This window comes from Streptomyces sp. NPDC001219 (assembly GCF_053597915.1).
Map to the genome: position 1 here is coordinate 35219 of NZ_JBSFJF010000023.1, position 11982 is coordinate 47200.

The window sequence follows — 11982 nt, forward strand, 5'->3', positions numbered from 1 at the left end:
GCTCCGCTCCGGTCCGTCCGTGACATTCCGCTACGCGGCATACCTCCTAACCTGGGCATCATCCGTCACAATTCGGTATATGACCGCCCATCAGCACGACCGAGCAGGGGACCGAGCGAACCGCCGCGGCAGCACCCGTGGACGCGGCCGGCTGCCGGACCGGGCGGGCGGCCGGACGGCCCGTGGCGCGGCGGTGCGGGCGGCCCGCCGCACCCGCGTCGCGCTGCTGGCCCTGGCCGGTCTCGCCGGGGCGGCGGCGCTGGCCGGCTGCGGGGACCCGGAGGCCCTCGTCGGCGGCACACCACGCTCCACGGAACAGACGATCCGCGTCGTCCCGCACCACGGCGCACACGGCGTACGGGCCGACGGGCGGTTCGAGGTCCGGGTCCCTGAGGGGCGGCTGGAGCGGGTCACGGTCAGCCGGACCGGTGACGCCGGCCGGCGGTCCGTCGCCGGGCGGCTCTCCCCGGACGGCATGGTCTGGCGGCCCGCCCCCGGGCGCCTCCAACTCGGCGCGAGGTACACCGTCGACGCGGTCGCGCTGGACGGCGCGGGCCACCGCTTCGCCCGCCACAGCACCTTCACCACCGCCGCGCCGGTCCGTCGCCTCGTCGGCCACTTCGCGCCCCAGCGCGACGCCACCGTCGGCACCGGCCTGATCTTCTCGATGGTCTTCAACCGGCCGGTCGCCGACCGCGCCGCGGTCGAACGCGCCGTCCGGGTCGGCGCCCGCCCCGGCGTCGAGGTCGCCGCCCACTGGTTCGGCCGCCGGCGGCTGGACTTCCGGCCCCGGGAGCGGTGGCGGCCGGGCACCGAGATCACCGTGCAGCTGCGGCTGCGCGGGGTGAAGGCCGCACCGAACGCCTATGGCACGCAGCGCAGAACCGTCCGCTACCGGGTGGGCCGGGACCAGGTCAGCACCATCGACGCCGCCCGGCACACCATGACCGTGCGCCGGGACGGCCGGGTCGTGGCGGTGCTGCCGGTCACCGCGGGCGATGCCGAGAACCCCACGTACAACGGGCTGATGGTGATCCTGGAGCGCCATTCGCGTACGCGGATGGACGGGGACACCGTCGGCTTCGGCGGTGAGTACGACATCCCGGACGTGCCGCACGCCATGCGTCTCACCAGGTCGGGGACCTTCCTCCACGGCAACTACTGGGCGCCGCCGGAGGTCTTCGGCGGGGTGAACACCAGCCATGGCTGCGTCGGGCTGAAGGACATCAGGGGCGGCGGCCCGGACACCCCGGCGGGCTGGTTCTTCGGCCAGTCGATCGTCGGCGACACCGTGGTGGTGCACAACTCCCCGGAGCGCACGGTCGCACCGGACAACGGCCTCGGTGGCTGGAACATGCCCTGGGAGTTGTGGCGGGCCGGGTCCGCGCTGCGCTGAACCGGGGAGCCGGGCGCCGGGGCAAGTCCCCCGCACCACCCCCGCACTTGGGACTGAACAGTGACATTCAGGGGGAGTTCACTGTCACCGTGGTGTGGTTATCTAACGGCAAGCGCGCGGCTGCCCGCATCCGCGTGCGGGGGACCGCGGGCCGTGCGAGGGGAAAAGGGGCCAGTCGTGAACGTCCAGCCGAATTCGGGGGTGCCGGCTCGCCGGCGTCGGTGGTCGCGGAGGGGCGGTGGCCCGCTCGCCGCGGTGCTCGCCGCCACGCTGTTGCTGGTGACGGGGTGTGGCGGCGATGACGGCGACGGCGAGAAGGCCGGCAAGGCGGGCGGCGGCAAGGCCGCCTCGCAGGCCGCGGTGACGATAGCGCCCAAGGACGGCGCGGACGACGTCGCCACCAGCGGCGCGCTGAAGGTGACCGCCCAGAAGGGCCGCCTCACGTCCGTCAGGGTCAAGGACGGCAAGGGCAACGAGGTCGGCGGGAAGATATCCGGCGACGGCGCCGTGTGGAAGCCGAGCGGCCATCTGGGCGCCTCGACGAAGTACACCGTCGACGCGATAGCGGTGGACGGTCAGGGCCGCAAGGCCGCCGAGCACTCCGGCTTCACGACGCTCGTCCCCAAGAACACCTTCATCGGCCAGTACAGCCCCGAGAACGGCCAGCGGGTCGGCGTCGGGATGCCGGTCTCGATCCGCTTCACCCGCGGCATCACCGACCCCGAGGCCGTCGAGGACGCCATCAAGGTCACCGCGAAGCCGTCGGTCCCGGTCGAGGGCCACTGGTTCGGCAACGACCGGCTCGACTTCCGCCCCGAGAAGTACTGGGCACCCGGCACCAAGGTCACCCTCGAACTCGACCTGAACGGTGTCCAGGGCCGGCCCGGTGTCTACGGCACCCAGGCCAAGAAGGTCTCCTTCACCGTCGGCCGCAGCCAGGTCAGCACGGTCGACGCCGACTCGAAGCAGATGACCGTGGTCCGCGACGGGAAGAAGATCAAGACCATCCCGATCACCGCGGGCGCACCGGGCACCGAGACGTACAACGGCAAGATGGTGATCAGCGAGAAGCATCTGGTGACGCGGATGAACGGGGACACCGTCGGCTTCGGCGGGGAGTACGACATCAAGGACGTGCCGCACGCGATGCGGCTGAGCACGTCCGGCACCTTCATCCACGGCAACTACTGGTCGGGCCGCGCGGCCTTCGGCAGCCGCAACGCCAGCCACGGCTGTGTGGGCCTCTTCGACCAGCGCGGCGGCGGCGACGGTTCCACCCCGGCGGCGTGGTTCTTCCGCAACTCCGTCATCGGCGATGTGGTCGTCGTCAAGAACTCCCACGACGAAACGATCCAGCCGGACAACGGCTTCAGCGACTGGAACCTCTCCTGGGAGAAGTGGAAGGCCGGCCGGTAGGACGGCCGGAAGGCGACCGGGCCCGCTGCACTGTGACCGAGTGCACCGGGTCCGGTGTCGTTAACGCGTACTAACCTTCCGGCATGACTGTGAATCTCGAGGTCGCCGACGGCGTCGGCACCATCCGCCTGGACCGTCCGCCGATGAACGCGCTCGACATCGCCACCCAGGACCGGCTGCGCGAGCTGGCCGAGGAGGCCACCCGCCGCGACGACGTCCGCGCCGTCGTGATCTGGGGCGGCGAGAAGGTGTTCGCGGCCGGGGCGGACATCAAGGAAATGCAGGTCATGGACCACGCGGACATGGTCGTACGGTCCAAGGCCCTGCAGGACGCGTTCACCGCCGTGGCCCGCATCCCCAAGCCGGTGGTCGCCGCGATCACCGGCTACGCACTGGGCGGCGGCTGTGAGCTGGCGCTCTGCGCCGACTTCCGGATCGCGGCGGACAACGCCAAGCTCGGCCAGCCGGAGATCCTGCTGGGGCTCATCCCCGGCGCCGGCGGCACCCAGCGGCTGGCGCGGCTGGTGGGCCCGTCCAAGGCCAAGGACCTGATCTTCACCGGCCGTCAGGTGAAGGCCGAGGAGGCGCTCACCCTCGGACTGGTCGACCGGGTGGTGCCGGCCGCCGAGGTCTACGAGCAGGCGCACGCCTGGGCGGCGCGGCTGGCGGCGGGCCCCGCGCTGGCGCTGCGGGCCGCGAAGGAATCCGTCGACGCGGGCCTGGAGGCGGACATCGACACCGGCCTCACCATTGAACGGAACTGGTTCGCGGGGCTGTTCGCGACCGAGGACCGGGAGACCGGCATGCGCAGCTTCGTCGAGGAAGGCCCCGGCAAGGCCAAGTTCCGCTGAAACAACTGGTGTTGACGGGGCATCTGAGGTTTGGCCGGGACGTGATGCCCCTTGTGGGGGAACGGGACCCGGCTTAAATGCGCCTTAAGGCAGCCTTGTTGAGGCCTTCCGGCGGCCCTTCGCGCGGCGGGCGTCGTCGCAGGTCAGCAGGCACGGCCCGGAACCTTAACTGCCTTTGGCATATGTCCCGGCGCGGGGATGGAACCGACGATTCCGGACAGCTGATTCCGTCGGTTCCACCCCCGTGACCGTCAAGTAGCGGCCATGATGGGGGGCATGGCGGGCCTCGAAGGAATGGAGCAGCCGCGGCCGCGGAGCGATCCGGCCGCCGCGCGCCCGGGCATCCCCGACGCGGACCCGGACCGGACACCGGCCTCCCGCAGACCGCTGTCCGCGGTACCCGAACCGGCCGGGGAGCAGACCCTCGGCGAGGTCCGGCTCCCCTCGCGCCCCCAGTCCGCCGGGATCGCCCGCCGGCTGACCGCGGCCGTCCTCCTCAAGCAGTGGTCCCTGACGCCCCAGCTCGCCGAGCACGCCGTGCTGCTGGTCTCCGAGCTCGTCGGCAACGCCGTACGGCACACCGGTGCCCGCACCTTCGGGCTGCGGATGCTCCGGCGCCGCGGCTGGGTCCGTATCGAGGTGCGTGACCCGTCCCGCGGCCTGCCGTGTCTGATGCCGGTGCAGGAGATGGACATCAGCGGCCGCGGGCTCTTCCTCGTCGACAAGCTCTCCGAACGCTGGGGCGTGGATCTGCTGCCCCGCGGCAAGACCACCTGGTTCGAGATGCGGATCGCCGACCGCTGAACGCCGTTCCCGTACCGCCGGGCCCGGGCGCGACAGGCGCCGGGGCCCGGCGGTGCTCCGTGCGCGCGGCAACGGTCCGTAGGATGGGCTGTTCATGCTCGCGCAAGGTACGGAGAGGAAGGACATGCACCATGTGCGCCGGTCGGCCGCGCTGACGCTGCTGCTCCTCCTCACCGTCGCCTTCGGGCCGCTGCTGTGCCGCAGCGGCGGCGACCTGGCCTGGCTGGAGGGCCGGGCGGCGACGGCCACGACGGCCTGGCGGACGGCTGACGCCACGCCGGCGGCCGCCCCGGATGCCACGGCCCCGGACCGGCCCGCCACCGGGCGGTCCGCCGCCGCGCACGGCGGCCCGCGGCTCGATCCCGACGCCCCCCTCGCCGTCGCCCAGGCACCCAAGCGCTGCTCGGGCCGGCACGCGCCGTCGCCCGACGAGTCCGCCCCGCTGCCCGCGCCGCAGCGCGGTGAGCCGCTCGCCCCCGCCACCACCGGGGCGGGTCCGCTTGCCATGGACCTGCCCGCGCAGTGCGCGCTCGCCCGGCCGCCGACGGACAGCGCCTCCGCCACCGACCACACCGCGCTCCTGCCCGTACTGCGGATATAGGCCGCTGCCCCGACGCACCCGGCCTTGACCCTCCCCTTCCGTACGTCTGGAGCTTCCGCATGCCCGTTTCCGTCCCTCCCGCCCGCAAACTGGCCGCCATCGGCGCGGTCATCGCCCTCGTCGTCGCCGTGATCGCCATCGGTGTCGCGGTCGGCACGTCCGTCGAGGGCGGCCGTGACACCGGCCGCGCCGACACCCCCGAGGCCGCCGCCTCCAGCGGTCCCGAGGAGGACCCCGCCCAGCAGAAGATGTTCGACGACCTCGCCCAGCGGACCAGCCGGCGCGCGGACGGCGACCCGCTGGCCGTCGGCAAGAAGGACGCCCCGGTGGTCCTGGTCGAGTACGCCGACTACCAGTGCTCGTTCTGCGGCCGCTTCACGCGCGAGACCCAGCCGGACCTGATCAAGAAGTATGTCGACGCGGGCACCCTGCGCATCGAGTTCCGCAACTTCACCGTCTTCGGCGCGCACTCCGAGCGGGCCGCCCGCGCCTCCTGGGCCGCCGGGCAGCAGGGGAGGTTCTGGCAGCTGCACGACGCGCTGTACGCCAAGACCCGCAAGGGCGCGGCGCTCGCCGAGGACAAGCTCGTCGACCTGGCCCGCAGCAGCGGCGTGCCCGACCTCGACAGGTTCCGTTCGGACATGAAGAGCGCGGACGCCGACCGGGCGCTGAAGAAGGATCAGGACGAGGGCTACCAGCTCGGGGTGCAGTCCACCCCGTCCTTCCTGGTCAACGGCCGGCCGGTCGCCGGGGCGCAGCCGTACGCGGTCTTCGCGCAGGCCGTCGAGCAGGCCGCCGACCGCGCCGGGAAGGGGGCCGATAAGTGACCGACATCGGCTATCTCGCGGCGTTCCTGGGCGGTGCGCTCGCCCTGCTCAGCCCGTGCAGCGCACTGCTGCTGCCGGCCTTCTTCGCGTACTCGCTGTCCACGCCCGGCCGGCTGGTGGCCCGTACCGGTGTGTTCTATCTGGGGCTGGCCACCACCCTGGTGCCGCTCGGCGCGGCCAGTACGGCGGCCAGCCGGCTGTTCAACGGCCACCGTGACCTGCTGATCTCCGTCGGCGGCTGGGTGGTCATCGCGATGGGCCTCGCCCAGATCCTCGGCCTGGGCTTCGCCTCCCGGCGCGCCCAGGCGGCCGCCGCCCGGATCACCCCGCGCTCCGCCGTCTCCACCTTCCTGCTCGGCTGCGTCTACGGCCTGGCCGGCTTCTGCGCGGGCCCGATCCTCGGCGCGGTGCTGACGGTGACGGCGGTCAGCGGCTCACCGGTGTACGGCGCCTCGATGCTCGCCGTCTACGCGCTGGGCATGGCGCTGCCGCTGTTCGTGCTGGCGCTGCTGTGGGACCGCTGCAAGCTCGGCACCCGGGGCTGGCTGCGGGGCCGCGAGTTCACCCTCGGCAGGCTGCGGCTGCACACCACCTCGCTGCTGTCCGGGGTGTTCTTCATCGGCATCGGTGTGCTGTTCCTGCGCTTCAACGGGACCAGCGCACTGCCCGGAATCCTCGACGCGGACAGCGAGTTCCGGGCCGAGGAATGGGCGACGCGGATCGGCAACGGCGTCCCGGACACCGTCCTGATCGCCGTGGCGGCGCTGGTCGTCGCCGCGGTGCTCGGCCGGTTCGCGCTGCGGCCGGAGAAGAAGCAGCGGGACGGTACCGAATAGCCGGGACGGGAGCGGGGCGCCGAGGGGGCGGTGCCCCGCTCCCCGGCTCACCGCCCCGCGGTGCCCCGGGGCGCGCGTCCCCCTCCGGTGCCCGGCCTCACAGCCACACGTTGTCGTTGACCGAGCCCAGGCCCGTACCGGACAGCCGCCGGTGGAGGGCCAGCGCCTGATCCTCGGTCAGCGAGGCGACATGGTCGGCGGCGGCACGCAGCCGGTCGCCGTGCAGCGCCAGCTCCTCGGCGCGGTCCGGCGGCAGCAGCTCGGGCGCGTCATGGCTCCAGCGCAGCAGCTCACTCACCACCCGCCGCTTGCCGTGCTGCTGGGTGGCCAGCGCCGGGCGGTCGATGACGTAGCACCACACCAGCTCCTTGAGCAGATCGCAGGCGGCCCGCCGGTCCGGCGGGATCACCAGCCGCGCCCCGTAACGGATCGCCGCCGCGCCGCCCACCTCCAGCTCGATCCCACGGGTGAAGTACGAGATCAGGTCGGCGGTGCGGCGGTTGACCGCCACCGCGTCCTCATGGCTGCCGCTGTACGGGGCCGGGACCGCCAGCCGCTTGCCGATGTCCGCCATCATCACCAGCGCCGCCGCCCGGTCGAAGACCTCGCCCGCCCGCGCCCGCTTGGCCTGCACGTAGTCCAGGAAACGGCGGGTCTCCCGCTCGGTGTCGCTGCCCGCGGCACCGTCCGGCGGGAACAGCGCGGCCAGCGGGATCAGGCCCGTGCGGTAGAAGTCCTCGACGTCATGGCAGGCGTAGGTGACATCGTCCGCCCAGTCCATGACCTGCTCCTCGACCGGCACGGCGGAGTCCGTACGGCCGGCCCGCACCCAGGAGAACGCCTCCCGGTCGGCGACGTACACGCCCCACTTCACATGCCGCGCCGGGTCCTGGTCGACGGGCGCCCGCTCCCAGGGGTACTTCGTGGCGGCGTCCAGACAGGCGCGGGTCAGATGCAGCCCGCGGTGGCCCGGGTACTTGTGGGCGGCGAGGAAGGTCAGCACCCGCAGGGTCTGGGCATTGCCCTCGAAGCTGTCCAGCACGCCGTCCGCGAAGTGCAGTTCGTCCATCGTGGCGCGCAGCGCCAGCTCACCCGCGTGCCCGAAGGGGGGATGGCCGATGTCGTGTGCCATGCACGCCGCCTCGACGAGCGCCGGATTCGGCCCGCCGTACTGCCGCTCCAGCCGCTCCGCCATCCGCCGGCCGAGCTGCGCCACCTTCATCGAGTGCGTCAGCCGGGTGTGGTACGCGCCCAGCTCGGCGCTCGCCACCACCTGGCTCTTGCCGGCCAGCGCCCGCCACTGCGTCGAGTACAGGATGCGGTCGACATCGTGCTCGAACCCGGACCGCTGCCCGTCGTCGGGCACCCGCCGCCGCAGGGAGTGCTGTTCGAGGTCCTCATCGCTGTATCTGGCAGGTCGCATGCGCGGATGGTAGTCCTGCCCCGCCCACGAGGTCCCGTCGCGGTCGCCCGGGGCACCCCGTAGGCACCCTCTAGGCACTCAGGCGTCGCCGCCAGCGCGGATGCGTACGGGCGTACGGGCGGGTGTGCGGGGGATGGGCGTCGGCCCGGCGCCGGCGGTCGTTGCAGAGCAGGCACTTCCCGTAGCCCGGCGGAAGGGGGTCTTCCGGGTCGCCGTACAACGGGTCGACGGCGCCGTGCGGATGCAGGGCGCAGCCGGTCGGGCCGGTCTCCGCGCCCAGCGAGCCGGCGGCGGTCAGTGCTTGCCGGAGGACGTCGACGAGCTGGTCCGCGTCCCGCCGGGTGGGCGCGGACTGCAGGGCCGAGGCCAGGTCGGAGGCGGTGGTCAGCGCGGTCTGGAGTTCGCGCAGGTTTGCGTAACCCATGTCCCGGAGCGTAGGCGGACCCACTGACAGTTGATCTTCCGATCGCACTTCGCGGCTTCCCATGGCCGGATGCATGCCCGCTCGGACCCACGATTTAGCACCGGGACGGTGACGGTCCCCTAGCCGGGCCATGACATGACGGGGTGGGGCGGGGTGGGCTCGGGTGAGTGGTGGTTGAGGGGCGGGGCCGATTCGGGGGTGCTGCTCCCCCCACCCCCGAACCCACCCCCCGCCCCCTCCCCCGAAGGGGGAGAGGGGGAGGGGGCGGGGGAGAGCTCTGAGGCCGTGTGGAGCGGTCCCTCGCGGAGCGGCCGTCGGAGGGGCCTCCCACCGAGCGGCCCCTCACAGAGCAGCCGTGGCGCGCCCCCTCAAGGAGCGATCGGCAGTGCCCGCTTGTGTTCCGTGAGGCGGTAGCGGCGGACGATGGCCTGGGCGGCCGCCTCGTCGACCGGCCCTCCCTCCAGGAAGGCGTCGATCTGGTCGTAGCTCACGCCGAGCGCGTCCTCGTCGGGCTTGCCCGGGTCGAGCGTCTCCAGGTCGGCCGTCGGCACCTTGGTGACCAGCTCCTCCGGGGCGCCCAGGGCCGCCGCCACGGCGCGTACCCGGCGCTTGGTCAGGCCGGTGAGCGGCACGACGTCGGCCGCGCCGTCGCCGAACTTGGTGAAGAACCCGGAGACCGCCTCGGCCGCGTGGTCGGTGCCCACGACCAGGCCGTCGTGGGCACCGGCGACCGCGTACTGCGCGATCATGCGCTGCCGCGCCTTGATGTTGCCGTGCACGAAGTCCTGGTGGTGGGCGTCGCGGAAGGTGAGCCCGCCGTCCAGCGCGGCCTGCAGCGCCGCGTCGCTCGCCGGGCGGATGTCGACGGTCAGCTCCCGGTCGGCGCCGATGAACTCCAGTGCGCGCCGGGCGTCCTTCTCGTCCGCCTGGACGCCGTACGGCAGCCGCATCGCGTAGAACGTCGCCTCGTGCCCGGCCGCGCGGGCCCGCTCCACGGCGAGCTGGCAGAGCCGGCCCGTGGTCGTGGAGTCCACGCCGCCACTGATGCCCAGGACCAGCGAGCGCAGGCCCGTGGTGGTCAGCCGCTCCGTGAGGAACGTCACCCGGCGCTCGATCTCCTGCTCGGCGTCGAACGACGCGGTCACCTGGAGATCCCGGGCGATCTCCTGCTGCAGGGCCTTGGACGCCGGGTCGCTCACGGCTGCTCCTCACATCTCTCGTGCTGCGTCCCGCGGTGGCGGTGACGCGCTGTTCCTGTGGCGTGTACGCGGTGTTTCCCCGCCGCGTACGTGCGGTGCCTGGCGACGCGCGACGGCGTGCCGGTAGGAAACCTTATGCCGGGTGCGCCCACTTCTTGAGGGCGGCCTTGGTGGAGAAGTCCGCGACGTCCTTGTCCAGCGGCTCGTCGGTGTACTGGTGGATGCGCCACTTCGCCTTGATCCGCGGATGCCCGGCGGAGACGTGGTCGGCGATCCACAGGCCGTCGGCGGCGTAGGACGTGGTGTCGTGGTTGAGCCAGAAGTCGCGGTTGCAGTAGAGCAGCACCCGGTGAGTGGGGCGCAGCCGCTTCACCTCGGCCAGGAACTGGTCCTTCTGCGCATTGCTCGCATAGGTCCCTTCGCCGGTGCGTTCCCAGTCGCAGGCCAGAAGGTCGCCCTGGACGGATACACACTTCTCGACGAAGTATTTCGCCTGGGCCGCGATATTCCCCGGCCACAGAAAGTGGTAGAAACCGACGACACAGCCCGCTTTACGTGCCTTTGACGCCTGCGCGGACTGGTGCGGGTTGATGTAGGAGCGGCCTTCTGTGGCCTTGACGAAAACGAAGTCCAGCCCCGCGGTGGAATACGAGGGGTTGTAGGAGCTGACATCGACACCGTGCAGCATGAGCGGCCTCCTGCCGTTCGGACCTGCGGATTCGAAGCGTCAACTGCTCGAAGCGTCAACTGCGTTGCCGTGTTCCGGGCGTGCCGTGATCGGCTTTTCGGTGGCCCGGTGCGGTGATCCGGTGCGGTGATCCGGCGATTCTGTGTGCCGTGCGATTCAGTTTCGTTTCCAGCAGTTCAGCATGTTTGCTACCGCTGACGCCAGATCGTGGACAGGAAGTTCCTTGTGCCGCGGTCAAGTTGCGACAGGGCCGGTGAGACCGGCCCTGTCGCCCGGGGCGGGATTCAGCGCTTCAGGGCGCGCCGCAGCAGACGTCGTGCGCGGGCGCGGGTCCGTCCCACGGTCCGCTGCCACGCCCGCCGCCCGCGCGTCGACCGCAGTTCCCCGAAGAGGACTTGGTAGCGCTCGGCGATCGGCTCCGGGTCGTAGCGGTGCGAGCTCTGCCGCGCGGCCTCGGCCATGGTGCGGCGGCGTTCGGGGTCCTCTATCAGGGTGAGCAGCGCGCCGGCCAGCGCCCGGCCGTCGCCGCGCGGGACCAGCAGCCCGTCCGTGCCGTCGCTGATGATCTCGGCCGGGCCCAGCGGGCAGTCGGTGCTGACCACCGGCACCCCGCAGCGCATCGCCTCGACGAGGGTCATGCCGAACGACTCGGCGTCCGAGGCGGAGGCGACGATCGAGGCCTTGGCGAACTCCGCCTCGATCGGCGAGCGCGGCCCGGTCAGCTCCGCCCGCCCGTGCAGCCCGAGCCCCTCGATCAGGCTCTGGAGCTGGGCCCGTTCGCCCCCGCCGCCGTGTATCCGCAGCCGCCAGTCGGGGTGCTTGGCGGCGACCGCGGAGAACGCCTCGATCAGCAGGTCGAAGCGCTTGCCGCGGACCAGCCGGCCGGCCGCCGCGATCACCTTCGAGGTGCCCTCGGACTGCGGCCCGTCCGGCGCGGGCACGATGTTGGGCACCGCCATGACCCGTACGCCGGGCAGCGGCATCCGCGCGCGGTAGACCGCGGCGTCCGCCTCCGTGGTGGTGACCACGGCGTCCAGTGTCCGGTAGTGGCGGGCGAGTTCGGCGCGGAGCCGCTTGCTGTGGGCGTCGTGCCGGAGGTGCTCCTGGGCGATCCGCAGCGCCCGGCGGGGGCCGAACCGGGCCAGGTAGACGTTGATGCCGGGCCGGGTGCCGATCAGCACGTCCGCGTCGGTGGTGCGCAGCAGCTCCGCGGCGCGGACGTCGACCAGCCGGCTGTACTGGTGGTGCCGCTTCTCGGCGAGCGGGAAGTCCTGCGCGGGCTCACCGAACAGCGGGTCGGCCATGTCCGCGCTGCCGACCCGGGTGTCCACCAGCGGCACCAGCCGCACCCGGGGGTCCACGGTGAACCGCGGGACCTCGCGGTGCCGCAGCATCGAGACGATCTCGACGTCGTGCCGCCCGGCGAGCGCGGCGGCGAGGTTGAGGGTGGTGCGGACCGTGCCACCGATGGCATAGGCGTTGTGCAGCAGGAGGGTGATCTTCATGCGGTGTGGCGT

Annotated in this window: 12 protein-coding genes; 7 read left to right on the forward strand and 5 right to left on the reverse strand. The window is 72.4% G+C overall.

The genetic code is table 11. The annotated features are described in order from the left end of the window. Positions 1 to 79: 79 nt before the first annotated feature. From ACWC9R_RS17340 to ACWC9R_RS17370, 7 genes are all read left to right on the forward strand, one after another. Positions 80 to 1396 carry an Ig-like domain-containing protein gene (locus tag ACWC9R_RS17340; RefSeq protein ID WP_450732409.1) on the forward strand — a complete coding sequence of 439 codons (1317 nt, stop codon included), beginning with the start codon at positions 80 to 82 and terminating at the stop codon, positions 1394 to 1396. A 177-nt stretch (positions 1397 to 1573) separates the two neighbouring features. After that, positions 1574 to 2812, forward strand: a complete 1239-nt coding sequence (locus ACWC9R_RS17345; RefSeq protein WP_450732411.1) for a L,D-transpeptidase — start codon at positions 1574 to 1576, stop codon at positions 2810 to 2812. Between the two features lie 83 nt (positions 2813 to 2895). Then, complete coding sequence (locus ACWC9R_RS17350; protein WP_450732413.1) at positions 2896 to 3663, forward strand: enoyl-CoA hydratase/isomerase family protein; 768 nt, start codon at positions 2896 to 2898, stop codon at positions 3661 to 3663. Between the two features lie 264 nt (positions 3664 to 3927). Next, positions 3928 to 4467: an ATP-binding protein gene (locus ACWC9R_RS17355; RefSeq protein ID WP_450732415.1), complete on the forward strand. Its 540-nt coding sequence runs from the start codon at positions 3928 to 3930 to the stop codon at positions 4465 to 4467. A gap of 124 nt (positions 4468 to 4591) precedes the next feature. Beyond that, the gene (locus ACWC9R_RS17360; RefSeq protein WP_450732416.1) at positions 4592 to 5068 is read left to right on the forward strand and encodes a hypothetical protein; all 477 of its coding nucleotides are present in this window, start codon (positions 4592 to 4594) and stop codon (positions 5066 to 5068) included. 59 nt (positions 5069 to 5127) lie between these two features. Continuing rightward, positions 5128 to 5895 carry a DsbA family protein gene (locus ACWC9R_RS17365; RefSeq protein WP_450732418.1) on the forward strand — a complete coding sequence of 256 codons (768 nt, stop codon included), beginning with the start codon at positions 5128 to 5130 and terminating at the stop codon, positions 5893 to 5895. Then, the gene (locus ACWC9R_RS17370; RefSeq protein WP_450732420.1) at positions 5892 to 6731 is read left to right on the forward strand and encodes a cytochrome c biogenesis CcdA family protein; all 840 of its coding nucleotides are present in this window, start codon (positions 5892 to 5894) and stop codon (positions 6729 to 6731) included. Before ACWC9R_RS17365 ends, ACWC9R_RS17370 begins: the two co-directional genes overlap by 4 nt. 97 nt (positions 6732 to 6828) lie before the next feature. On the opposite strand, the gene dgt is transcribed toward ACWC9R_RS17370, so the two are convergent. The 5 genes from dgt to ACWC9R_RS17395 form a co-directional block, all read right to left on the reverse strand. Then, positions 6829 to 8154 carry a dGTP triphosphohydrolase gene (dgt, locus tag ACWC9R_RS17375; RefSeq protein WP_450732421.1) on the reverse strand — a complete coding sequence of 442 codons (1326 nt, stop codon included), beginning with the start codon at positions 8152 to 8154 and terminating at the stop codon, positions 6829 to 6831. A 70-nt stretch (positions 8155 to 8224) separates the two neighbouring features. After that, positions 8225 to 8578, reverse strand: coding sequence for a hypothetical protein (locus tag ACWC9R_RS17380; protein WP_450732423.1), 354 nt, complete (start codon positions 8576 to 8578; stop codon positions 8225 to 8227). A gap of 368 nt (positions 8579 to 8946) precedes the next feature. Next, positions 8947 to 9777, reverse strand: a complete 831-nt coding sequence (gene nadE, locus ACWC9R_RS17385; RefSeq protein ID WP_450732425.1) for an ammonia-dependent NAD(+) synthetase — start codon at positions 9775 to 9777, stop codon at positions 8947 to 8949. A 133-nt stretch (positions 9778 to 9910) separates the two neighbouring features. Then, on the reverse strand, positions 9911 to 10465 hold the full coding sequence (locus ACWC9R_RS17390; protein WP_450732427.1) for a GH25 family lysozyme: 555 nt from the start codon (positions 10463 to 10465) through the stop codon (positions 9911 to 9913). Positions 10466 to 10749: 284 nt separating this feature from the next. After that, on the reverse strand, positions 10750 to 11970 hold the full coding sequence (locus tag ACWC9R_RS17395) for a glycosyltransferase family 4 protein (protein WP_450732429.1): 1221 nt from the start codon (positions 11968 to 11970) through the stop codon (positions 10750 to 10752). Positions 11971 to 11982 lie beyond the last annotated feature (12 nt).

Bases quoted from the DNA above. Each gene is read 5' to 3' on its own strand.
- ACWC9R_RS17340 (WP_450732409.1), top strand. From the start codon at position 80: ATGACCGCCCATCAGCACGACCGAGCAGGGGACCGAGCGAACCGCCGC.
- ACWC9R_RS17350 (WP_450732413.1), top strand. From the start codon at position 2,896: ATGACTGTGAATCTCGAGGTCGCCGACGGCGTCGGCACCATCCGCCTG.
- ACWC9R_RS17355 (WP_450732415.1), top strand. From the start codon at position 3,928: ATGATGGGGGGCATGGCGGGCCTCGAAGGAATGGAGCAGCCGCGGCCG.
- ACWC9R_RS17360 (WP_450732416.1), top strand. From the start codon at position 4,592: ATGCACCATGTGCGCCGGTCGGCCGCGCTGACGCTGCTGCTCCTCCTC.
- ACWC9R_RS17365 (WP_450732418.1), top strand. From the start codon at position 5,128: ATGCCCGTTTCCGTCCCTCCCGCCCGCAAACTGGCCGCCATCGGCGCG.
- dgt (WP_450732421.1), bottom strand. From the start codon at position 8,154: ATGCGACCTGCCAGATACAGCGATGAGGACCTCGAACAGCACTCCCTG.
- ACWC9R_RS17380 (WP_450732423.1), bottom strand. From the start codon at position 8,578: ATGGGTTACGCAAACCTGCGCGAACTCCAGACCGCGCTGACCACCGCC.
- ACWC9R_RS17390 (WP_450732427.1), bottom strand. From the start codon at position 10,465: ATGCTGCACGGTGTCGATGTCAGCTCCTACAACCCCTCGTATTCCACC.
- ACWC9R_RS17395 (WP_450732429.1), bottom strand. From the start codon at position 11,970: ATGAAGATCACCCTCCTGCTGCACAACGCCTATGCCATCGGTGGCACG.